This window comes from Corynebacterium parakroppenstedtii, assembly GCF_019754935.1.
Taxonomy (GTDB): domain Bacteria; phylum Actinomycetota; class Actinomycetes; order Mycobacteriales; family Mycobacteriaceae; genus Corynebacterium; species Corynebacterium parakroppenstedtii.
This window is the reverse complement of sequence record NZ_JAGSOA010000002.1, coordinates 314,914-339,176: the sequence shown is the minus strand read 5'-3', so window position 1 is coordinate 339,176 and position 24,263 is coordinate 314,914. Positions and strand designations below refer to the sequence as shown.

17 protein-coding genes are annotated in these 24,263 nt (G+C 56.9%); 6 read left to right on the top strand and 11 right to left on the bottom strand.

Annotated elements, in window-relative coordinates; all coding sequences use genetic code 11:
- The first annotated feature begins 8 nt into the window (after positions 1-8).
- Together KCQ76_RS08000 and KCQ76_RS07995 are read left to right on the top strand one after the other, a co-directional pair.
- A complete protein-coding gene (locus KCQ76_RS08000) occupies positions 9-2,171 on the top strand; it encodes a Stk1 family PASTA domain-containing Ser/Thr kinase (RefSeq protein WP_046203010.1) in 2,163 nt (720 codons plus the stop codon).
- Between the two features lie 121 nt (positions 2,172-2,292).
- Entirely contained in the window at positions 2,293-5,403 is a 3,111-nt protein-coding gene (locus KCQ76_RS07995) for a glycosyltransferase family 87 protein (RefSeq protein WP_221914837.1), read from the top strand.
- Between the two features lie 60 nt (positions 5,404-5,463).
- Here the strand turns inward: KCQ76_RS07995 and KCQ76_RS07990 are convergent, their stop codons facing one another.
- Complete coding sequence (locus KCQ76_RS07990; RefSeq protein ID WP_046203012.1) at positions 5,464-6,891, bottom strand: class II 3-deoxy-7-phosphoheptulonate synthase; 1,428 nt, start codon at positions 6,889-6,891, stop codon at positions 5,464-5,466.
- A 107-nt stretch (positions 6,892-6,998) separates the two neighbouring features.
- On the bottom strand, positions 6,999-7,502 hold the full coding sequence (locus tag KCQ76_RS07985; RefSeq protein WP_046203013.1) for a polyadenylate-specific 3'-exoribonuclease AS: 504 nt from the start codon (positions 7,500-7,502) through the stop codon (positions 6,999-7,001).
- A 161-nt stretch (positions 7,503-7,663) separates the two neighbouring features.
- Here KCQ76_RS07985 and KCQ76_RS07980 point away from each other — a divergent pair, with 161 nt between their 5' ends.
- The 3 genes from KCQ76_RS07980 to KCQ76_RS07970 are packed head-to-tail and all read left to right on the top strand — an operon-like array spanning position 7,664 to position 11,925.
- The gene (locus KCQ76_RS07980; RefSeq protein ID WP_082089887.1) at positions 7,664-9,034 is read left to right on the top strand and encodes a glycosyltransferase 87 family protein; all 1,371 of its coding nucleotides are present in this window, start codon (positions 7,664-7,666) and stop codon (positions 9,032-9,034) included.
- 6 nt (positions 9,035-9,040) lie between these two features.
- Complete coding sequence (locus KCQ76_RS07975; protein ID WP_146003172.1) at positions 9,041-10,642, top strand: glycosyltransferase 87 family protein; 1,602 nt, start codon at positions 9,041-9,043, stop codon at positions 10,640-10,642.
- Entirely contained in the window at positions 10,624-11,925 is a 1,302-nt protein-coding gene (locus KCQ76_RS07970; protein ID WP_046203015.1) for an acyltransferase family protein, read from the top strand. The genes KCQ76_RS07975 and KCQ76_RS07970 overlap by 19 nt, the downstream gene beginning before the upstream one ends.
- Before the next feature lie 171 nt (positions 11,926-12,096).
- Here the strand turns inward: KCQ76_RS07970 and KCQ76_RS07965 are convergent, their stop codons facing one another.
- From KCQ76_RS07965 to KCQ76_RS07945, 5 genes are all read right to left on the bottom strand, one after another.
- Complete coding sequence (locus tag KCQ76_RS07965; protein WP_046203016.1) at positions 12,097-12,822, bottom strand: lysophospholipid acyltransferase family protein; 726 nt, start codon at positions 12,820-12,822, stop codon at positions 12,097-12,099.
- Positions 12,815-13,795, bottom strand: a complete 981-nt coding sequence (locus KCQ76_RS07960; RefSeq protein WP_060941946.1) for an ROK family protein — start codon at positions 13,793-13,795, stop codon at positions 12,815-12,817. Before KCQ76_RS07960 ends, KCQ76_RS07965 begins: the two co-directional genes overlap by 8 nt.
- 96 nt (positions 13,796-13,891) lie before the next feature.
- Entirely contained in the window at positions 13,892-15,040 is a 1,149-nt protein-coding gene (locus KCQ76_RS07955; protein ID WP_046205231.1) for a glycosyltransferase family 4 protein, read from the bottom strand.
- A 29-nt stretch (positions 15,041-15,069) separates the two neighbouring features.
- On the bottom strand, positions 15,070-16,104 hold the full coding sequence (locus tag KCQ76_RS07950) for an NlpC/P60 family protein (RefSeq protein ID WP_052722325.1): 1,035 nt from the start codon (positions 16,102-16,104) through the stop codon (positions 15,070-15,072).
- A 318-nt stretch (positions 16,105-16,422) separates the two neighbouring features.
- Positions 16,423-17,073: a C40 family peptidase gene (locus tag KCQ76_RS07945; protein WP_046203018.1), complete on the bottom strand. Its 651-nt coding sequence runs from the start codon at positions 17,071-17,073 to the stop codon at positions 16,423-16,425.
- Positions 17,074-17,578: 505 nt separating this feature from the next.
- On the opposite strand from KCQ76_RS07945, the gene KCQ76_RS07940 reads away from it, so the two are divergent.
- On the top strand, positions 17,579-19,441 hold the full coding sequence (locus tag KCQ76_RS07940; RefSeq protein ID WP_160296126.1) for a DEDD exonuclease domain-containing protein: 1,863 nt from the start codon (positions 17,579-17,581) through the stop codon (positions 19,439-19,441).
- A gap of 236 nt (positions 19,442-19,677) precedes the next feature.
- On the opposite strand, the gene qcrB is transcribed toward KCQ76_RS07940, so the two are convergent.
- From qcrB to ctaE, 4 genes are all read right to left on the bottom strand, one after another.
- Positions 19,678-21,315: a cytochrome bc1 complex cytochrome b subunit gene (gene qcrB / locus KCQ76_RS07935; RefSeq protein WP_046203020.1), complete on the bottom strand. Its 1,638-nt coding sequence runs from the start codon at positions 21,313-21,315 to the stop codon at positions 19,678-19,680.
- Entirely contained in the window at positions 21,312-22,547 is a 1,236-nt protein-coding gene (gene qcrA / locus KCQ76_RS07930; protein WP_046203021.1) for a cytochrome bc1 complex Rieske iron-sulfur subunit, read from the bottom strand. The genes qcrB and qcrA overlap by 4 nt, the downstream gene beginning before the upstream one ends.
- On the bottom strand, positions 22,544-23,455 hold the full coding sequence (gene qcrC, locus KCQ76_RS07925; protein WP_082089890.1) for a cytochrome bc1 complex diheme cytochrome c subunit: 912 nt from the start codon (positions 23,453-23,455) through the stop codon (positions 22,544-22,546). Before qcrC ends, qcrA begins: the two co-directional genes overlap by 4 nt.
- Before the next feature lie 62 nt (positions 23,456-23,517).
- Positions 23,518-24,129, bottom strand: coding sequence for an aa3-type cytochrome oxidase subunit III (gene ctaE / locus KCQ76_RS07920; protein ID WP_041628783.1), 612 nt, complete (start codon positions 24,127-24,129; stop codon positions 23,518-23,520).
- Positions 24,130-24,263 lie beyond the last annotated feature (134 nt).

Genomic DNA, 24,263 nt, shown 5'->3' with positions numbered 1-24,263 from the left:
ACGACCACGTGCCTACATTGAGCCATGGAGATCTGGTTGACCGCCGTTATCGCGTGCAATCACTTATCGCTCGTGGCGGGATGGCCGCGATTTATCGAGGCATTGACGAACGTCTCGATCGACCAGTAGCGCTCAAAATTCTTGATGATCGTTTTGCTCACAATGATCAGTTCCGTACCCGGTTCGAGCGGGAAGCGCGAGCTGCGGCACGGTTGTCCCATCCATCGCTCGTTAATGTGTTTGACCAGGGTGATGATGGTACGAGTGTGTTCCTTGCCATGGAGTTGGTCGACGGTGGGACATTGCGTGAACTCTTGCGTGAGCGTGGCCCGATGCCCCCTCATGCGGCGACTGCCGTCATGGAACCGGTCTTGACTGCCCTCGGGTTAGCGCATTCTGCTGGGCTAATTCACCGGGATGTGAAGCCCGAAAATATCTTGATTAGCGACGATCACCAGGTGAAACTGGCTGATTTTGGTCTGGTTCGGGCGACGGCTGAATCCTCCTTGACGACGACGTCGGTGATGATGGGGACCGTGGCCTATTTGTCCCCGGAACAAGTGCGGGGCGGAAGTGTCGATGGCCGAAGCGATGTCTATTCGGCGGGTATTGTCCTCTACGAACTTCTGACGGGGACGACACCTTTCCATGGTGATACGTCGCTGGCCACGGCTTATATGCGGCTTGATCACCCTGTGCCTCCTGCCTCTGAGGCCATTGATGGCGTTCCGGCGGAGTTTGACCAGCTGATATCCCGGGCAACTGCTCTAGACCCTGATGATCGTTTTGCTGATGGATCGGAGTTTCGCACAGCGGTCATGCAGGTTGCTGACGAACTCCGGCTCCCTTTGTCCTCGTTCCGTGTTCCGGTTCCGATTGATTCGGCGTCGCATCGATCTCGGGATGCGGCCCGGGAGTCTGAATCAGCGCAAACACCCGATGGTGGGGATATTGGTGCGCGGCAGGATATTGCTCAGGGCACGCCTGACGACGAGGGGGAAACGGCCGTCGTCGGAAATGTAGGAAATGCCGCGCCGCCGAAAAATACGGTTGACCACGATGGTTATGCGGGCACCGATGGCTCGACGGCGGTGTTGTTCCCCGATTACAACCCCAACCGGTCAACCGGTGATATGACCTCCACGCGGATTGATTTCCCGGATCGTCAGCCGTCAGAACCGGCGCCTGCGCATGTGGCATCATCGTCGGGAGGAACCGCAACGGCTCCAGGGTCAACTGCTAGTCGCCGCACGTCCGTAGCGAATGACAAACCCCAGGTGGGAAATCACTCACGCCTTGGCTGCGCGCTATGGACCATTGTCGCGCTCATCCTCGTCGGCGCGGTCAGTCTCGGAGCATGGTGGCTGGGTTCCGGCCGGTACGGGGAGATTCCGTCGGTGACCGGGTCTGACGTTTCAACCGCCCATCACGACATCACTGAGGCAGGTTTTGAGGTCACTGAAAAGACGGAATATTCCAATACTGTTCCCTCGAAGACGGTTGCGGCGTCGTCGCCTCATGCCGGCAAGCGAGTGGCAAAGGGAACGACCGTGACATTGACCGTCTCTGCGGGTCGTCCGACGGTTCCGGAAATTCCGGCAGACCGGTCAGTGGAGGCCTACACGCGAACCCTCTCTGAGCGGACGTTGTCCACAAAGACAACGAAGTCCGACTACTCTTCCGACGTCCCGGAGGGGCAACTTCTTTCCGTCTCCCCCGCTCCGGGGAGCACGGTCGGTGTGCGTTCCTCAGTCACTCTCACAGTCAGTAAAGGCCCTAAGCCTGTTTCCATCCCCGATGTCTCAGGAAAATCCGAAGATGATGCACGGCATGAACTAGAGAAGGCCGGCCTTCATGGCGGGGGCGTGTCGACGGACGACTCGGCAACCGACCTCCGCCAGCGGGGCAAGGTGACGCGGACAGATCCTGGTGAAGGAACGGAAGTCAATGAGGGCTCGACGGTCAACCTCTTTGTCGCCCCGGATGTTGCGGTTCCACAATTGATCGGTTCTACGGTCAAGGAAGCTCGTGCGAAGGCAGAGAAAGCTGGGTTGAAGATCGACGCTGGCGATGCGAAGAGCAATGACCGTGTTCTGGTCCAAAATCCCCTGCCCGGTTTTTCTGCCGAACGTGACTCGGTGATCACTATCAAAACTGTGAAGACTCTCTAGTCAGATGAGCTCGAGCTTGTCCCTGTTCTCGAGTACTATATCCACGTCTTTGTGATCATTTTCAGCGCAGCACAACGCGTGCCTGCGCGTTATAGCTTCTTGTCATGAAAAGGGCTTTCGTGTGTCCCACCATTTAGACTCCGCTTCGACGTCGGCTCGTTCTGGGTTTTCCGGGTCTTCCGAAGAAGACCACCCATCACAGTCGACGCAGACAGACCCTGCTGCGGGTGCCGCGCCGACTTCGGCGTTGAGTGACGTAGATACTGACGACGGTGCTTCCTCGGACACCGTCTCGGAGACAGTGGCAGCCAACGGCAGTACGAGAGTTACAGCAGCAACGGAGTCTGGCGAGAGCTCACATCGTAAGTGGGACCGGAAAGCTCTCGTCATCGCCGGAGTCCTAACTGCTGCATTTGTGATAACTCGGGCCGTGATGTGGTGGCTCGACCACCACATCGGTGACTACTGGATGATCGACACACCGGTGGATTATTACTTCAAAGGCCTCGACGACCCAGGTTCCGGGGCCATGCAGGAGTACCCCGTACCGGTCATGTGGATGGTCGCCGTCTTGAAGTGGCTGACCGTGATCTTCTCCTCCGCCGACAAGATCACCGTGTCCATCTGGATGTTATTAGTCGTTGACGCCGGGTTCTTTGCATGGCTTACTGCCCGTCAGCGCTGGTGGGGCGCAGGATTCTGGGTTCTCTTCGGGTTGTTCTTCGGGCCCCTACTGTGGACTCGCTGGGATATCGTCCCCGCTGTGCTCGTAGCCGCCACACTGGTCACACTTGTTCGGCACCCGAAGGTCTCAGGCATCCTCTTGGGGTGCGCGACCATGATCAAACTGTGGCCGGCAATCATCGGCACGGCACTCGTCGGCTGGTGGAAGAGCCGGCAGACATGGCAACGGATCGCATCATTCGGAGCAACGTGCGTCGTCATTGCAGCATTGTCCGTGTGGGGGCATGGTTTCCACCGCATCACGTCGGTGTTCAATTACCAGGGCGATCGCGGTCTCCAAATTGAATCCATCCCCGCAACTGGCGTGATGTGGGCTGCCCACCACGGCGAAGACGCGCTGAGCATTTCATACGCGGCATCGCAGTCGTTTGAAGTGTTCGGTCCTTCGGTGTCTCGATGGGAGGCATTCTCGACGATCCTGACCGTCATTATGGTCCTCGTTTGTGTCTACCTGTGCGTCTCCGCGTTAATCGGAGCGAATGGTTTCCGACGCATGTTCCCGCGCGCCGCGGACGGCGCATTGACACCGCCCCAACAACGCATGCTTGTCATCGAGAAAACGACGGACAATGGCTGGTCGGCGCGTCGCTCAGCATGGTTGGCGCTGATCATCATCGGAGCCGTGCTGATCTCAAATAAGGTGATGTCCACGCAATACGTTGTGTGGTGGGCTGCTCCCCTCGCCGTGTGCCTTGATTCAGTTCATGGCAGTCCGGCGTCGGCAAGCAAACAATCAGCATGGAGTCTGCGGATAGCTGGGGGCCTCATGCTGGTCATCGGCGGTTTGTCGCAGTGGATTTATCCCGTCGCCTATAACTCAATAATCAGCAATGACGATAACCCTTCGGTCATGATTCTGGTTGTCCGTAATCTGCTGATCATCGCGGTTTTCCTCATGCTCATAGTCGGTTTCGCTAAAGAGCCTTCGGTCCGTCTTGTGCGTCTCCGCGATATCTCGGACATGATTCACCGACGGTACGCGCGCGGACAGTGGCGGAACATCACCATCGAACGCACGCCTATGTCCAGGCGCTATCACGGAAAACATCGACTGCGTCGGCTGGTTATCACTTCCCGCAAACCCAACCAGGTTGAATCGGACGACGACGAGACAGCACTCGTTAAGTCCGACGACTCGGCACAAAGTGCTCATGACAATGTGAGCGCAGATACGTCGACGGCTGAAGCTACCGATCCCGATATAAGTGCAGATACCGCTGCCGCTACAGATACGACGCAGCACGTCGACGAAGCAGAACCTGATACGTCGACGGTCGGCGATGGAGCCCCTGCCGACGAAGAGGCCACGGACGAAGACGAGGGGGAATCGCAGGAGTCATCGCGACCGCGTGCGTGGCAGGGCGTTGGCCAGCGTATTCTCAATTCCGAGCTCACAGGTGTGTGCCTGATCGCGGTGGGGGTCTATGCGTTAGTGCAGACCATCGTGGGTATTGCATTGGCCTACAACGCAAAGCTCTTTAATTCGTTTTTCTCGGACCAGATTCAGTCATGGGACGCCCAATGGTTCACGAGAATTGCTGAATTCGGCTACCGCGGTGGCGAGGCGATTGACGGGAATCCACCCGAATTCCGCACAGTTGCTTTTCTCCCCGGAACACCGTGGTTACTACGAGCCACCCATACCATAACCGGATTGGATTGGGCCGCGGCTGGCTTGCTGATGAACGCCATCATCGGCGCCATTGCCACATGTCTACTCGCCGCTATCATCCGCAAATTCACCAGCTCACTACTTGCGGTCGTGCTCGCTGTGGCGGTGTTCGCTGGGTTCCCGATGTCAGTGACGTACATGATGGCGTACTCGGAGGCGCTCTTCGCGCTCTGCACGTTCCTGTTCATCCTTGGCTACTTGAACAAGGACTTCCCTCTCGCTGCGATAGGTGTGTTCATGGCGTGCCTTGTCAGAATGACCGGGTATGACCTTGCCATTGCATTCGCAATCGGGGTTTTGCTGCATCATCGCGGCGATGTGCGCGCATGGATTTGTGTTGCCGTCGCTCCCCTCGGCGGAGCCATTTACATGCTGTGGGCAGACCATCTTGCGCGGGACGCCGGCGGCTACTTTGCCGTTCAAAAAGACGGCTGGGGAACACAATTCGATTTCGGGAAGACCACACTTCACGATCTGCCGAGGCAGATTTTCGCCCTGGAGGGTGTTGTCCCACTGTGGGGTTCGCTAGCCATCCTAGGGACACTCACCCTTATCATTGTGGGGATTGTCAGGCGTTTCCCCTTCATGGTGTGGCTCTGCGGCACAGGGGTGGGCCTCAACGTGATTCTGTCGTCGGGGTACTTCCACTCGCGACCCCGCCTACTGCTCATGGCGGGCGTGCTACTGACTATTTGTATGATCGTGACGACGGTTCGACGATGGCCAATCCTGACCACGGCCTACACCATCGTCATCGTCTGGATCGGAGTGTGGCTGTCCGAATACATGCTGACGCAGTGGGCCTACGCCATTTAGTGGTAGGTGCGTAGACCAAAACGGTGGGGCGGTCGTATGCACCACCCCACCGAACGAGCCTTAATTACGCAGCATCTCTGCAACCAGGAACGCTAGCTCCAACGATTGCTGCGTGTTCAACCGTGGATCACATGCCGAAGCATAGCGGCCAGGCAAGTCCACATCAGTGAGATCTTGCGCGCCACCCACACACTCGGTGACATCCTCACCAGTCAACTCAATGTGGATACCGCCGGGATGCGAACCGATTGCCCGGTGGACCTCGAAGAACCCTTGAACTTCGTCGATAACACGGTCGAAATCGCGCGTCTTGTACCCATTGGAGCTCGTAAATGTATTGCCGTGCATCGGGTCACACTGCCAAATCACCTTATGGCCAGTGGCCTCCACGGCCTCGACGATCGGCGGCAGCACCGTCCGGATCTGGTCATATCCCATCCGAGACACCAAGGTAAGACGCCCTGGACGTCCCTTGTATCCCTTCACGTGGCCCGGCGCGTCGTCCGCCACATCAGGGTCGAGCTTCTCTACGTAAGCGACCGCTTCCTCAGGCGTCGTCGAGGGCCCGAGCTTGAGTCCCACTGGGTTGGAGATCAAGGCAGCAAGGTTGACGTGAAAATCGTCGATACCCCGGGTTCGTTCACCAATCCATACTTCATGTGCTGAGAGGTCATAAAGGGCTGTTTCTCCAGCTGGATCCTGGCCCAGGCGCAACATGGCACGCTCGTAATCGACGACGAGGGCTTCGTGGGAACAGTAGATATCGGCCGTGTGCAAGTTCGAGTCCGAGACCTTACATGCCTCCATGAAGCGCAGACCGTGATCAATTTCTGATGCCAGCGCTTCATAGCGCGCACCCGCGGGGGAGGTTTGCACGAATTCGCGGTTCCATTCGTGGAGTTTGTGCAAATCTGCCGTCCCGGATGCCGTCAAGGACCGAACGAGGTTCATTGCGGCGGCGGCGTTCGCGTATGCGCGAACCATCCGAGCGGGATCGTGACGACGCGCCTCTTCGGTGGCTTCGACGCCGTTGACTAAGTCGCCTCGGTAATTCAGCAGACCCTGGCTGTCGTAATCAGAGCTGCGAGGTTTGGCGTATTGCCCCGCGATCCTCGCCATTTTGACGACTGGCATTGACGCACCGTAGGTCAACACAACAGCCATCTGCAGCAGGGTTTTTATATTGGCGCGAATGTGCGGTTCGGTGTTGGATTCGAATGTCTCCGCACAGTCCCCGCCTTGTAATAAGAAGGCTTCGCCGAGCGCAACATGTTGCATCTGCTCTTGCAGTTTGCGGATTTCCGCAACGACGACAATCGGGGGTACGGACTCCAGGATCTTCCGCACGTTGGAGGCGTCCCGCTCATTCCAGGTGGGTTGTTGGAAGGCGGGGCGGGAGATCACATCTTGGAATTGTTCTTCTAAACCACCAGGTAGAGGCGGTAAATCAGGGAGGTCATTAACCGGTAAATCTATTGTCCAGCTCACACGGGCAAAGTCTAGCGTAGCTTTGCGTTATGTACTGAAAAGCCAGTGAGTTACCCCAGAATGGTGATGGCTGGTCCTAGATATCTGGTCCCTCTGGTGCCTACCCCCTACTTCAATTCCATTCCCGTTTTTTCTTTAAACACTCGCGCACACACTTTGAACTTGGCGACGTTGTGCCGCGCATCAGCTAAGGCATCATGTGCATTTTCCGGCACCGGAGGCAGAGCCGGCCGGCCGACGAAGACCCACGCGTGCTTCATCTCTCGCGTAAACCTGGGGATATTCCTCGGCAGATCCTGCATGATGCCCCACAGCTGAACCAAACAGATGTGGTCATACGCCCCCACCCATGCCCACAAGCGAACGTGGTCGTCGTCGCCAAAGAACTCTTCTAAATCGTGCCGTATCGTCGATCTGTTTTTCCATAGTGGCGACGACGGGTTCGGGAGATGAGGTAACACGTGTTTTTTCACCCACGGGTTGGCGCGAGAGAGATCGGCGTCGGTAGATACTGCGTAATATTCACGGCCGTCGCTGGCAACAATGCCAATAGAGACGAGATCTATGGTCTGACCATCTTCAATAAATTCGGTGTCATAAAAATAATCCATATGACAAGGTTAGTACGTCGTGGATAACGTGTTCAGGTTGTTCTGTGTCTGAACGACGGTGGCGATCGTCGGCAAGGACCATCAACAATGAAGGAGACCGACCGGGGGTGCCGATCAGTAAGGTTCCGCGACGATAGGGATGCCAGGTAGACTGTGAGGCCATGCGTGTCCGCAGTAGTTCTGAACGAATCGTACATTTTTTATCTGAGACATGGGTGGGCCGGCTCGTGGTCACCGCCGTTCTCGGCGTCGTTCTGTACTACCACCTCTTCGACATGTTTGATACCGGGGAGTTCCGCTATCACATCGACCTCGATGTCTATCGATCAGGCGGCCAGGCTTTTGTCCGCGGTTTCGGGCTGTATGACCGCGATTACCCTGTACAAGGCATCAATCTACCGTTCACCTACCCTCCGCTAGCGGCCATTCTCTTCAGCACGCTGACATGGTTTTCGCTCACAACCGACACCCTGTTAATGGTTTTCGCCACGGCAGCGATGACCTGGTGGTGTGGCGCGGTTCTGATTAACCACTTTACGGACCCTATGCGCACATCTGGTGCCGACGGTAAATCAGCTCTACCAGCCACGACCAGCTCTTTTAGCCGGGCGGGGTGGCTCTCCTACATGATCCTTCCGCTGGTTCTCCTGGCCGAACCATTCACCCACACATTAAGTTTCGGGCAAATCAACGTTTTCCTTATGGCCCTAGTGCTGCTGGATACCACAGTGAAACGCACTCGCTGGCCCCGAGGCATATTCATCGGATTGGCAGCCGCCATCAAATTAACGCCCGCCGTTTTCGGCCTCTTCTTCCTCGTTAAAAGGGATTGGAAATCGGCCATCACCTGCGCAGTCTCTGGTGTGGCATGGACCGCGATAGGCTGGGCCGTTCTCCCCCACGATTCAAAAGATTATTGGACCGTCGAAATACACAATCCTGATCGGATCGGGGGGTTGGCTTATGCCGGCAACCAGTCTCTACGAGGAATGATCGCCCGCTTTACTAATGACGACACTCTCCAATCCCGATGGTGGGTTGTCCTCAGTGTGCTGACATTTGGGCTTATCCTCACTGCCATGTTGCGGCTGATACGCACCGCATCGAACCTTCAATCCGATCCCGGCGCGGATAGTCGGGTTTCCGCCACCGGGCCACGCTATGAGGGTCAGAGCTTCACCATCGCGTTAGTGGCTGCTACCAGCCTTGTTGCGCTCCTGCTCTCTCCTGTCTCATGGTCCCACCACTGGGTCTGGTTCTTGCCATTCGTCATTGTGACCATGAATGCGGCCTGGAATTCTCGGCACCTTATTCCTCGATGGCAGAACAATGTGCTGTGGGCAATTGCGGTAGTGGGCTTGATGATCTCCACTGTCACGCCATTCCATTGGTTCTTCCCCAATGCGGATAACCAGGAGCTTCAGTGGTCTTTGATCCAAAAGATTGTGGGAAGCGACTATGTTCTGTGGGGTTTCCTCTTCCTAATTGTGATGGCATTATTCCCCCGGGCTTTTACCACTGAGAAAAGCTAGCAGCCTGTGGCTTTCTCATTCACAGGATTCCGACGTCCACCACACCCGGCCGGGAAAACCGAGCTCCGAGGAGAAAACTCCGGACATATAGATGGCCGACGAGTGACGCAGGGTTCGGGTAAAAAGCCTGGCTCAACTGTTTGGGGTTGGGTTCTCGTCGGCGGATTGTCATGTGTATCGCTGTTCTCCACATTGTGGGCGCTCCATTTCACACGTGATCCTGATAGCTCCGCCTATTCCGATGGTGGCGGATACCGTCTCCATCTGGGCGACTCTTCAAGGATTGTGTTGACCCGGCGAAACCTCGTTGACCTCGAGGTTTACCGAGCGGGTGCCCGTGCGATTGTTCATCATCACGCATTATATGACGGTACTTTCTCAACTAGCGAGCGTTCTCTCCCCTTCACCTATCCCCCTTTTGCCGCATGCGTGATGGTGGGGCTCCTCGTTCTACCCACCGTCGTCGGGATGGTGTTTCATTCTGTGCTCTCCCTTGGCGCACTTCTTCTCACCACCTCAATTCTCACCCGAGGCTGGCGAATCCAGTGGCGGTATTTCGCGGCCGCCGCGGTCGTCGTATCGGAACCAGCCCGTGCAACGCTGTCTTTCGGGCAGATCAATTCAGTGCTGTTGCTCATGGTCGTGGTTGATTGGTGGATTCTTTCCGAATCACCACCAGGGTCCCGACGTCGCGCAATGGCAGGTGTGCTGACAGGTTGCGCTGCTGCCATCAAGCTAACTCCTGCCGTTTTCATTCTGGTTCCGCTTCTTCGCCGGGATGCCTGGTCAACAGCACGGTGTGCAGTCTCTGCGATGGTGGCAACCGGTATAGGTGCGTTGGTCGTCCCGCATGACACCTGGGTTTACTTCCGTCATGTGTTGTGGGCGACAGATCGGATCGGCGACCCGACGATCATTTCCAACCAATCGGTTAAAGGGACCTTGGGGCGACTCGCCACGTCAGCGGCTGACTCCCATGCGGCTGCTGGTGCGTCGCGGCCGACCGCCATCGTGTGGGCGCTAATTGTGCTCGCTCTAGCCGCACTCCTCATCACGAGGAACCGTCGTCGCCACAATGACGTCCAAAGCTCAGGCCAGATCAAAACTGGTCGAGCTATTCTGCCCTCGGCGGTGGAGCTTTTCGGACTCCTCGCCTCACCAGTCAGTTGGACGCATCACTGGGTGTGGGCATTACCAGCCATAGTCACCCTGTTCACTATCGCCGTTAGCGGTAATCGTTCCCTCGAAACGCGTTCTGACGCGGTGGACTCTCCTCACAGCAGTCAGCGTTCCAGCTCTCGTCGAGCCAAATGGTATGCAATACTAGCCGGGACCGGTTCAGGAATTTTCCTGATGGGAACTGTATGGTGGGCGCCTCTGGTGTCACGATGGGTCAACACCCCCAGACCAGAGGTTTTCGCACAGACGCTCTCCCATGGTGGGTTCGTCGATAACGTCATGGGCACGTTCTTTTCGGTGTTCATCGGGTGTCTGGAAAATAGCTATGTGGTGTGGGCTGGATTCGCATTTGTCACCTTGGCTTCTGTAGCCTGGTCACCGGCCCAACGACGGAGGAGAAACACACGTACATGTCAGCTTCATCGGTGACACGTCTGTCTCATTCGCGTCGCAGCACACCCGCTACCCGTGGTGCGGCTAGCAACACGGCAGACTCAACGTCAGCACCTCACGACGGTACAGAATCTTCCTCTGCTGGTGCGTCGTCACGACCCCAGTCCGAGGTTGCACCACAAAGTTCGGATAGCGCAGTGACCGCGTCGAGAACTGACACGACAGAAACACCCGCACCGCGCAAGAAACAGAGGCTCCTCTGGCCGGACATCGGCAAAGGCATCTCGATCCTGGGTGTGTGTTTCCTCCATGCCACGATTTACACTCCCGACGGCGTGTACACCGCTGCTAACGCGGTCAATGACTGGTTGGGCCCGGTACGCCTGCCTATGTTCTTCATGGTGTCCGGTCTGTTTTCGTATAAGGTCCGACGCCAGACGCTCGGTGAACTCTGGCACTCGCGCCTCCGGTTTTTGCTGATCCCTTACCTCGTGTGGGCGCCGCTGGAGCTCTGGTCCAAAATGTGGGCCAACAATTTTGAGATAGATACTCACGAAATTGTCACGTCAGTTATCCACGGTGAATGTGGACTCTGGTTTCTCCACTGCTTGGTTCTTTTCACTTTGGCTGTCTGGGTGACGAAGTGGTTGCCCGATCATTGGGCGCTGGCGGTCAGTGTTCTTCCCTGGTTGTGGCAGATGTATAACCCTGTCACGCCGACACAGTCGCACATTTTCAATTACATGCCGGTCTATTTCGTCGGCGTCTTTATGCGGCCGGCATTGCTAGCGCTCGCGCGGAAATGGCGGTCACCCTGGTGGTGGGCAGGAAGCTTCGCTCTATTCTGGTGCACGAAAGTGGCTTATTCGCATTTCGGTGAAAGCTACGATCACCTCGTCGAGATGGGAATCGCTCATAACGACGCTGGCCAGCTCGATGTTCTGTTTTCGTCCATCCGAGCACTGGGGGCACTTCCGTTATCGATCTTGGTCTGTGCGCTTGTAGCGCAGATCCCCCTTTTGGCACGCCCCTTGCAATATATCGGACAGCGGACTTTGGTTATCTATCTCTTCCACATGACCGCGATGAACCTGACGTGGGATCGCGCCCTCTATGTCTATGGCATCCGCGAGGACATGACCAACGCCAGTGACAACGTCCGAATGGCGTGCATCATCGGACTGTTCATCCTCTGCCTGGCGTCGGGGTGGGTCGTCGAGCAATGTAAGCGCTTGCCCGTCGTCGGCTGGACGATTCGCCCGTCAATCCCCTTTTTCCAATTCCCCCTCAGGGAACGCAAGGCAGCATCGGCATCATAATACGCCACCTTCGACCATCGACGTTGACGTGATGGTTAAGGGCTCCGGAAGGAGCTGCCGTCGATGCGGCCCAATATTGGCGTGGCCCGGTTTGGACAAGGCCAGCAGGCAACAACCGCATCGCGGCACAGTCAACGTCGTCAAACTGGTTAACCCGCGAGCATGGGGGTCTTACTTGGGCTCGCTCCCCCGCAAGTAGCCTTTCCCCTCATTCAAGGCAGCTTTCACATCCGCTGCATAAAAGTCATGGACATACTCCTGGCCACCGAGTTGATGGAGGGATTCCATAATGTCGTCGGTAAATGTCCTGAGGCGCTCGTATTCGTCCTCAATATGCATGTAGTCCAACGGATCAAGCGGCTCCCCCACAGAAACTCCGACGCGAACTGGGCGCGGGAATAGAGAGCCAATCGGGTTAGCTTTCCGCGTGTTGATCATTGCCACGGGATAAACCTTCTGGCCCGACTCGAACGCCAACCGCGCGATCCCTGTCTTTCCGCGGTATAGCCGACCATCAGGCGACCGGGTTCCCTCTGGGTACATACCCATCAGGTCGCCACGGCCAACCACCTTCAGCCCCGCGTTCAACGCGTCCTGAGCCGCCTGACCGGAAGAGCGGTCGATCGGGTACTGCCCCACCGACGAGAAAAACCAGGCCTGGATCCGGCCGACGAACCCCGGCGTCGTGAAATACTCGCTCTTAGCAAGAAACGTGATCTGGCGCGGGCATAGCAGCGGAAGATAAAACGAATCCATCACCGAGAGGTGATTGCTAGCCAAGATCGCTGGACCCTCCGAAGGGATCCGGTCGATGTTCTTCGTAAACGGCCTGTTCCATACCCGAAGAAAAGGACCGAAGAGAATGTATTTAAATGTCCAATACCAGCGATTATGCATGACTTTCCTTGAAGCTATCTCGCGCCAAATCAGCGACCCCAATCATACCGGCTTCCGCCCCTAATGTTGCCGTTTTGATCTCCGCGAGCGGCCGATGCCCTGCCCCCACCACGTTATCGGCATAAGCCCTAAGAGCACGGGGCATAAAAAGATCAGAGTCGGTGGAAACGCCACCCCCGATGACGATCAAGGACGGGTCGAAAAAGTCCTGGACCATAGCCAGACCTCGGCCCAACCACAGACCAAAGTCATCGACCACGAGCTTCGCTAGAGGATCCCCTTCCCGGGCGGCAAGAGAGACATGCCGGCCGGTGATTTCGTCCGGACGTGTCCGGTAGTCGCGAAGTAAGTCAGAATCCAAGTCAGTATGAGAACCGATCATTTCGCGAGCGGTCGTCGCCATTGCTGTCCCGGAACAGTAACGTTCCAGGCAACCCCGCTTACCGCATGAGCATTGACGCCCATCAGGCACTACGCAGATATGACCAAACTCGGGCGCGGTGCCGTACGCTCCCCGGTAGATTTCGCCATTGACCATCAACGTGCCGCCAATACCGGTTCCGATGGCAAAGAGCACCCAATTGTTCTCGTCATAGGCGCTGCCGTAGCGATATTCTCCCCACGTGGCAGAATTAGCGTCGTGCTCCAAGCGGACGGGAAGACGAAGCCGCTCCTCCAGACGGTCGACCACCTTCGCATCGCGCCACGGAAGGTGGGGGGCGTACCGGACTGTTCGACAGTCCGGCGTCAAGAACCCGGCTACTGCCATCCCTACCGCAGCGATGTGGTGCCGGCGCTGTAAGTGTCGGACAATCTGCACGACACCGTCTTCCAGCGCATGTGAAGAAGCCGGGGTCGGGATTTGCTCCGAATCGATGATTGTCCCCTCGTCGGTAACAACCGCACCACGCAGGTTCGTACCACCAATATCAAAGCCGACAGTAAGCGGCCGGACAGAAGCGTGATCGGACATCAATACCTTTCGTTGAGGACCGCCGAAGAAAGAATCGTCTCAGCCAGTGGATAATGGCCTACTTCCGACGACGTAACTGGCGAATGGCTAACTTATTCAATCTAGCCCGTCGAATAAAACCTGGGCCAATTGCGGCCCCCTCACGGACCACGACCACTCCTTTTGGATGTATTCGCGGCCCTTCTGCCCCATCGCTGTAGCGCGCTTGGGTTCCGCAAGCAGCCCTGCGACGGCATCCACAATCTCATCGACACGTCGACCATTGACGACGATCCCTGTTTCCGAGGGACGAACGGTCTCTGGTGCTCCACCACCGTCTCCCGCGACCACAGGCACGCCGCATGCTTGGGCTTCAAGGAAGACGATACCCAATCCTTCAACGTCCAGGCCTCCACCTAGGGTGCGGACCGGCATCGCGAAGACATCAGCGCACCGATAAAAATCCGGTAAGACATCGAAGGGAACAGGCCCCGTCGTGATGAGAGAATCACTGACCCCTAAGGCCGATGCACGATCTATGAGCGACTTTCTCCCTTGACCAGGGCCAACAATGAGAAGTTTCGCTGTCGGGATACGCTTCTGGATGCCGGGGAGAGCTTCCACAAGCATGTCTTGCCCTTTTCGAGGCACAATCCGCGAAATACATACGACGAGGAGGCCGTCACCCAATCTGTATTGCCGACGAACACGGTCACTCGCCTCCTTATTCGGCGAGAAACGGGTGATATCCACCCCGGGTTGGAGCGATGACCACGCTGGGTGGGGACCGAAGGCGCGACGTGTCCGCATCTGGGCATATCTGGACACGTATGTCAGCATGTCGACACGTCCGCCGATCAGGCGAAGGACTTGCCGTGCCCCTGGGATCATCGACCAACCAATCTCATGGCCATGCGTCGACGCCACGATCCGTCGGGCACCCGCTTGACGAGCAGCTGAGGCCATGAGTGCGAGTGGGGTACTCGCGCCGAACCACACAGTGTCAATTGACCATGCGCGAATGATCTCTTGCATCCGTCGGGCTGTCATCGGGGTGGGTAGCATAACCCGACGCGGCCAACGAATGATGGCGAACGGAGCGTCGCGGTCGAACACCTGGGTTGCGCTCTCATCCTGGGTGGAGGCGAAAACGATCAATTGGTCGGGGTCGAGAGTCTGAACAAACTCGTGAAGGTACGTCTGAATCCCACCCACTGTCGGTGGGAAATCATTGGTGACGAGCAAGACCCGACGAGAGTGACCCATGGGCTCACATTCTACGAACCATCGCCGCCCTAGTAGCGACGAGCCCCGTACACAGGCATCGAGTTCACTCCGACAACCTGCACGGGGATCCCGTAATCGGCAGCATGGACGACCTTGCCATTGCCGATGTAGAGACCGACGTGGGTGGCCCCTGGGTAGTATCCGATGACGTCACCGGGTTGAAGATCGTTCATGGATACGGGCGTTCCACCAGCCATCTGAGCGCCGGAGGTGCGAGGAATGGTTTTCCCCATTTGGCTGTATGACCAGTACACCAGTCCTGAACAATCGAACTCATTCGGCCCGGCCGCACCCCATGAGTACGGAGCACCGAGTTTCGACAGGGCCGCATTGACAGCAGCGTTAGCCGATTGCTGGGCGGCCTTGATTTGGTCCTTACCCATGCGAATCGGGTTGTTCTTATCTTCCCACCGCCGACGCTCTTCAGCGGAGAGATTATCGATCGCAGCCTTAATCCGAGCAGTCTGAGCTTTGAGCTCGTCCTGCTTGGCGAGCAACTCTTTTTCCTGCTTATTCAACTCATCGGAAGTGTTCTGAGCAACGTCTTTGGCTTTTGCGGCGACATCTCGTTCTTTGTTCGCCGCGCTTGACTCACGTCGGTACTGATCGAGCGTATTTTGCCGTCCGGTGGCGAGAGCACTGATGTAGGATGCCCTGTCGATAGCATCCTGCGGGTTCGCCGCACCAATATAGGCAGTGGTGGGGTCAATGCTGACTTGCCGGTAGCGAGACAACGCGATCTGATCCACTTTGGAGCGGATAGCGTTAGCCTTATCCGACGCCGTCCGAGCTGCGTCCGACTTGCTATCGACGTCGTGCTGAGCTTCTTTCAGGGTTTGATCAGCGCCTTTAATCTTTTCTTCAAGCTCTTTGATTTTTTCCGACGTCTGCTCGGCTTCACGCGAAACCTCAGACATCTGCGCGAAAAGATCGTCTTTATTCGCCGGTGTCGCTGCCGAGGGGGCAGGGTCGGCATGAGCAGGAGTCTGGCCGACAACCGGAATAGCAAGAAAGGCTGGGAGGGAGGCCGCAGCTACCACCATTCGAGTACACCGCGACGGCAAAACCATAGTGAGACGCACGGTGATACTTTTACCAGTTCCGCGTCAAAAAATCACCTTGACCAGTGAAAATGTTAATAAAGTTAACCGTGTGACCGATGCGGTTAGGATACAGCGAGGTTAGCCGCCCCTATCAACGTCGGCCCATACCGCGAGAAGCAGCACCAAGCCCGGCCGATGTCGTCGGTTCTTTACATAACAAGAAGCGCCCAGATCACCTGGGCGCTCAAATCCTCAGCTGTACTTAAGCAGCTGGAAGGCGTTTAGCCGCTACAACCGGGCGTGCTCAACAATGCCACACTAGGCATAACGAGCAGCCGAGTAAGCCTGCATGGAGCTCAGCGGAACTACAGACACGGTCTGTCCCTCCTGCGGAGCGTGAACAACGTTGCCGCCACCGACGTAGACGCCGACATGGTTTCCGCCATAGAAGCCGACGATGTCACCGGGCTGCAGCGCGTTGAGCGCAACAGGGGCGCCGCCCGCCAGCTGAGAGTTCGAGGTCCGAGGGATGGCGATGCCAACTTGCTCGTAGGCCCACTTCACGAGACCCGAGCAGTCGAACGCGGCCGGACCGGTCCCACCCCAAGCGTACGGGGATCCCTGCTTCGATTGAGCGGCGTCGGCAATCTTCTGACCAACGCTGCGCAAGGTCTCGATCGGATCGATGGCCGGAGCTTCAGCCGGCGCGCCCCCAATGTTTGCGGCGGTAGCGTCGGCGTTCGGAATGTTAGCCTGCGACATGTAGTCGTGGATCTGCTTATTCAGCGCGTCCTGGGCCTGCTGAATCTGGTCCGGAACAGTGACCGTGTACTGAGTGTTAGGAATCTGAACCTCAGCAGCAGATGCGTTGGCAGCGCCTGCGATTGCGGTAGTCGCGCTCAAACCCACAGCAGAAACTGCAGCAATTTTGCGGCCGGTGGAAGCGCTCAAGCGGCTACGGTTAGCCATTCGTGTTTCTCCGATGCGTGTCGACGGTCAGATCTCAGGCGGCACCCGCCGCTCTGTAATGTCTCGAAAAGGTTACGAAATGGATACGGTCTATGTCCAACTCGAAACTCGGGCAGGGGGTTTATTCGCCCCAAACCCCATTCTGTAACCGAAAAGTTATTTTCGAGTCGCCTTCTACACCGCCATGATCGCCTTAACCCACAAGACCCTCTTGTGCTGGGAAAACGCCGCAACATGAGAGCAATTAATCGCTCTAAGGCGCCCCGGAATCTCACCGCCAATAACCCGGAACGTGATATCTATCACAGTTTTGTCATGAAACCTCATCTCTCCCACAGAACTCACGCGTTTCAGCCGTCGATCGGCTGGATCGCACCTACATTTCATCGCTACCCGAACTATGGTCCTCCCCGTCTTTGTCACATTCCTCTGTGTCCCATGAGCGTTGTACCCTCTCACTGTGAACCGCGCCCGCACATCACTCGTCCCACAACCTGGTGACTCCGTGACTTCAGCACACCCGTCATCTGACGCGCAGGCGCATCTCCCCGTTTCTCCGACATTCAACCAGGACATTGCTGACTCCCTGATCGTCAACACAACCTTCGTCGTCGTGGACCTCGAAACCACGGGTTTATCCGCGCACGAGGACCGCATCATCGAAATCGGAGCTGTGAAAATTCATGGCGGCGAGGAAATCTCCCGCTTTTCTACCTTCGTCGATCCGGGTCGGCTCATCCCCCCGGTCATCACGAATATCACCGGAATCAGTGACGATGATGTTGATGGAGCACCAGAAGAAGCCCAGGCAGTCAAGGATTTCCTCGAGTTTGCACGCGGATCGGTTCTCGTCGCCCATAACGCCCGCTTCGATATTGGTTTCCTCCAAGCTGCATCGATGCGCGCACACATCACGTGGCCACAGCCAACTCACCTGTGCACATTGGTCCTCGCCCGAACGATGCTGGACCGCTCTGCCGTCGGGTCTTTTAAGCTTTCGTCTCTCGCGCGACATTTTCACGCCACGACGACCCCCACGCACCGCGCGCTCGATGACGCACTCGCCACAGTGACCGTGTTCCACGGCCTTCTTGAGGAGCTCGGGTCCCACGACATCATTCATGTCGGGGATATTCCCACGCGGCCAGTTCGAGAGGCCGCTAATGCATCAGTCTCCCAAACATCGACCCCCGACGCCACGTCGATTTCGCCGTCTCCCAACCGCTACCGCCACCTCATTGAGAACGTCCCCTCCAGCCCAGGCGTCTATATTTTCCGTTCACACTCGGGTGAACCGTTATATATAGGTACGGCAGTGAACCTCCGCCGTCGGCTCAGACAATATATAAATGGCAATGACAAACGACGCCTGATTCCGCACCTTCTCCCCCAAACTCGGAATATCGACACGATCGAATGTGCGCACGGATTTGAGGCTGAGGTTCGAGAAGCAACGCTGATCGCTAAGTTCCGCCCTCCGTTTAACCGACGCTCTAAGGAACCGCGGCAGTATTGGTGGATTTCCGGGGCGCGCCCGCGCGCACACGATGTTTCCCGTGCCACTATCTCGCGCGATCCCCGCTCTTCTAACGCCCTCGGCCCCTTTCGGACGCGCCAAAAAGCGACGACTGCGGCACGGTTGCTGGGCATTGGAGCTCCGACAGCATCCGGACTCCCCGTCGACCAGGCGATCCAATGGCCACCGGCGTTATCGACTGCAGAGGAACGTATTGCTGCCTTTTTAAACCCTGATGGAGCCTTAAACACCAACTTAGATCCCGAGACAGGTAGCACTTCCGGCCCAGCTGACCTATCCGATGACTTCCCAACCGGCGGCCATTCATACCCTGTTCAGCCCCTCGAAGAAAGCAGCCGGAGTCAAAGGGATAGACCTGACTACTACCAGCAATTGATCAATGTGGTCACCGACTTGGCGTCGGACGGTCGTTTTCAACGCGCAGCTCTCACGCGGGATGCCGTTGCAGCCTTATTATCGACAACGGCCACCGCGCAGGCTTACCGAGCCCTTGCCGCGACGCCCGAGATGAGGTTGACAGCGCCTGATGGCGAAGGCGGGTGGAACCTCGCGGTCGTACGTTACGGGCGGCTGGCGAGCGCGGGGCATGTTGCCAGAGGAGGCGCTCATGGGAACGCGGTGGATTTGCTCCTCGCCCATGCCACGCATGTTGAGCCAGATTCTTCCCCGCTCGGAGGCGCGAGCATTGAGCAATTACGCGTCATACGGCGATGGATGGAAAAGCCCGGAGTGCGGCCAGGTCCTGGTTGTGAGGGATGGTCCATGCCTGTCCAGGGCGCTGGTCGATTTGCCGCCTGGATACATAAAGCTCAGAAGGCCACCGAGAGCTAATGAAATAGGCGTACCAGAAAGGTGTGCCCCACAGCGTGACCGCAAGCAGCGCGGGTTTAAAAGGCGTGTGTGGGAAACACCCCAAAGCCTAAGCCTTCCGGAGACACGTCACTAGCCCCGCTTCCCTGTTAAGGGAAGCGGGGCTAGTGACGTGCGCGTGAAATCACCTTTGCATACCACGGCGCGGGGCCGAGACTCCCTGCTCGGCGTACCCACTCCGTGGAATGTCCAGGTTGTTACTTATCGTCGTCTTTATACTGCTCGCGGTTACGCGCCTGCAGCTCCTCGAGCATCTCTCTCTGCTCGCGCTCATTCTCATGCTCGATCTCATCCGCACGATCGGCAATATCCTGCGAATCCGGCGAGAAGAACGTACCGCGGCCCGGGTGGCCCGAGTAACCAAGCTGGTTCATCTGCTTCGGAACCGGAGCACCTTCGTATTCGAGCGGTACAGCATGACCGTGCTCATCAACCGGGCCTAGCGGCTGGTGAACTTCAATGAACCCACCTGAAGGCAGAACTTCGATCGTTCCTGTTGCGACACCGTGCTCCAGAACCTCACGGTCAGAGCGCTGCAAGCCGAGGCAAATTCGGTACGTACAGTAGTACACGATGGGCGGCACTATGACGAGACCGATACGTCCAACCCACGTCATGGCGTTTAGTGAGATTTGGAAGTGGTAAGCGATCAGGTCGTTCATACCAGAGATGGTCAGCAGGAAGTAGAAGCTGATGGCCATCATGCCGAGCGACGTGCGAACCGGAACGTCGCGGGGCCGCTGCAACAAGTTATGGTGTAGGTCGTCGCCAGTCAGCTTTTGCTCAATGAACGGGTAAGTAATCAGTAGCACAACCAGAACGAGGAGCATGATCGCTACCCAGAAGATAGCTGGGATAGTGTATCGACCGATGTACAACTCCCACGCAGGCATAACACGTGCAGCACCATCTGTCCACAACATGTAAATATCTGGCTGAGAGCCTGCTGACACCTGTGCCGGATTATATGGACCCAAGTTCCAGATCGCGTTGATTTGGAAAATGCCACCGAGCAAGGCCAGAACACCGAAGGTGATAAGGCCGAAGCCGATACTCTTAACGGCGAAAACGGGGAGAATTCGCACGCCCACGACGTTATTTTCGGTCCGTCCAGGCCCAGGGAATTGCGTGTGCTTTTGATACCAGACCAAAGCGAGGTGCGCAGCAATCAATGCCAGCAAAATGCCCGGGATGATGAGCACGTGGGCAATGTACAGACGGTCAATGATGATGTCGCCCGGGTAGTCGCCGTTGAACATCATCCAATGCAGCCAGGTACCGATGATCGGCAAACCAAGAATGATGGCCGACATAATGCGGAGGCCAACACCTGATAGCAGGTCATCCGGCAGCGAGTAGCCCATGAAGCCCTCAGCCACGGACAGGAGCAGAAGCACACAACCAATAACCCAGTTGGCTTCGCGTGGCTTACGGAATGCTCCGGTGAAGAAGATACGGAACATGTGCACCGTAATAGACACGGCGAACATCAAGGCTGCCCAGTGGTGGATCTGTCGAATGAACAGACCACCGCGGACCTCGAAGGAGAGGTTAAGGGCTGTCTCGTAGGCACGGGACATTTCCACGCCGTTGAGCGGTGCGTAGGCACCGTCATAGATGACCTTGCTCATCGACGGGTCGAAGAACAGGGTCAGGTAGGTTCCGGAAAGGAGGAGGATGACGAAAGAGTACAGAGCAATTTCGCCAAGCATAAACGACCAGTGGGTCGGAAATACTTTGTTGATCTGGCGCCGAACCCCGGAGGACATGGTGTAGCGGTCATCCATGTTCCGCGCGGCTTGCGCCATGTGCGATGGATAAGTCTTAGTGGTCATGAACGACGCTCCCAGAAGGCCGGGCCGACGGATTCAACGAAGTTACCCTTTGCGTAAAGGAATCCCTCGTCATCCACAGCAATGGGCAGTTGCGGAAGAGGACGTGCAGCTGGGCCGAATACTGGTTTGCCGTAATGCAACGCGTCAAACTGTGACTGGTGGCACGGGCAAAGAATTCGGTTGGTTTGCTGCTCGTACAACGATGTCGGGCAGCCAATGTGCGTGCAGATCTTCGAGTAGGCGTAGTAGTCGCCGAAGTGGAAATCTTCCTGACCTTTACGCTGAATGGCGCGCTTAGCGTCACTGTGGCGGAGGCGGATCAGCATAACCGAGTTACGCGATCCATGGATGGACTCCATGTGCGCCTCATACACATCGGCGTCCTTATCGTATTTGTCGTGATCGTTGACGACATCCTCAAGGAGGGGGAAGACCGTTTCCATGGCCCCAGCGTTCAGATCCTCAGGGCGAAGCCGCACCAAACGGGTAACTCCGCGAGTCTCGTACGTCTCGCCAGAAGCCTCGTAACCGCCTTCATGCTTTTCAGCTGTGACGCCGGTGTCGCGGCCTAGGTAAACTTTCTTACCCTTCTCCGTCAGGGTCCATCCCGTCGTCCACAGGGTTCCATCTCCCTGGATATCCATGCCTTTAGCCTTGGGCTTCCAGGGGTTTTTAATCATTCCCCCGATGGGGAAGATTAAAGCGAGTCCTGCGGCAACGGCGCCGGTTCCCATGATGCCTTTAAGTACCTTGCGGCGGCCAAGGGTGGACGTTTCCCAGGAATCGTTGAGCAGAGCCACGAGGGTCTTCTGATCAACTTCATCCGATGGGCCGTCGTGACGACGCTGAACGGAAATTTCCTCGGGGATAAATCTCTTGGTGAACTTGACCGCTCCGATGCCGAGGCAGAGGATCGCCAAGCCCATGCACGCTCCGAACAGCGGAGTGTAGAGGGAGTAGAGCCAGAGGCCATCCTCCCCTAGCCCCTTGTACTTCCAGGGCCAGAACAGGTAAACAGCGATAAAAGCAATGGCGAAGATTGCGCCTAGGACGAACCACAAGCCGACGCTGCGCGCGGCGCGTTTCTCCTCAGGGTCGTTGTCCATCGGGAAACGCTGTTTACGGTAAGCAACGGTAACGTCGTCAAGCTCGGTGCCGAGGCGAGCAAGCTCGTCATTGCTCATGGCGGCAAGCTCTTCGGACGTATTTTTCTTCGTTATCTTGTCACTCATGACCGCGTTCCAATCCATAGTGCCGCGCAGACCATAACGGTGACGCCGCCGATCCACATCAACAAACCTTCAGTGACTGGACCAATACCGCCCAGACCGTATCCGCCCTGCGTCGGGGTGTCCTGCTGAGACTTAATGAAGGCAATGATGTCCTTCTTCTGGTCTGAGGTCAGTTGGCGATCGGAGAACTTCGGCATGTTCTGAGGGCCGGTCAACATCGCCTGGTAGATCTCTTGTTCGTTGGCAGGATCAAGATCAGGTGCGTATTTACCACCGGAGAGCGCGCCGCCCTTACCGGTGAAGTTGTGGCACGATGCACAGTTCAAACGGAACAAATCAGAACCGCGAGCGACGTCCTCAGCTTTGATGTTTCCGTCGTAGTGTTCGCCACGGAGAGATTCCATAGCGATGTTCCCGTCCTGGTCGTGGACAATGTCTGGTCCACCACCGCGGGACTGCACGTAAGCTGCCAAAGCCAGCGTCTCTTCTTCTGAGTAACGGGCTTTCTTACGCTCAACCTGGGCTTCGTTGCGGGTCATCGGCATGCGGCCGGAGTGCACCTGGAAGTACACAGCGCCTGCACCAACACCGGTGAGTGCTGGGCCACGGTCTTTGACGCCCTGGAGATTGGCGCCGTGGCAGGTGATACATGCAACGTCGTAAATATCTTTACCCTGCGAGACGAGGGCTGCCTGGTCTTTATCAGCGTTGGCAGTCTGAGCGTCAGGGGTTAGGGCATCAGCGAGAAAACCTGCGCCAGTAAGGCCGAGGGCTAAAGCTGCCGTACTAGCAAAAGTACGACGTAACTTTCGGCGGCCACGGACCTTCTTGGCGTGGCGCACGGTGTCGGTTCCGGTCTCCACCGCGGAGCCCGACAACGTGCCGGAATTGTTGGAGTTAACCATCATTTTCCCTTTATGTCGTCATGGAAAGTGAGGGCGGTGTGGTGGCCAATAAGGCCAGGCCCGGCCTACTGAATGAAGTAGATAGTGATGAACAGCCCAATCCACACAACGTCAACGAAGTGCCAGTAGTAAGACACCACGATGGACGCTGTCGCCTGGGCGGGAGTGAACTTGGCTTTGTAGGTACGCAAGAGCACGATCCCGAAGGCCAGGATCCCGGCGAAAACGTGGACAGCGTGGAAGCCGGTCGTGATGTAGAAACACGAACCGTACACACTGTGTTGGATCGTTGTTCCGTCAAGGACGAGGTGCGTGTATTCGTTGACCTGACCAGCCAAGAACACGAGTCCCATAACGGCAGAAAGGGCGTACCAGCGGCGAAGGGCGAAAACATCACCTCGCTCTGCCGCGAACACGCCCCACTGCGCCGTAAACGACGACGCAACCAGGATGATCGTAAAGAACAAAGCCAGGGGCACGTTCAATTCGACATCCGCCGGGGGCCAATCTCCGCCGGAATTTGCGCGCGACACAAAGTACATCGCGAACAGACCAGCGAAGAACATCAATTCCTGAGACAGGAACACAACAGTTCCGACACTGACCATGTTGGGTCGGTTCAGTGTCGCAACACGCTGTGGTGCTGCCATACCTGAGTTTCCTACTGCGCTCGTCACGCATGTAATTATGACTGACAGCCCCCTCCAAGGTCACTTTTATACTTCGGCAAGTATCGGGAACTCTTAAAATCCCAGTTCAGAACCATGATGAAATTAGGGGGGAACCCTTATTGGGGGTAACGGGAACTTTA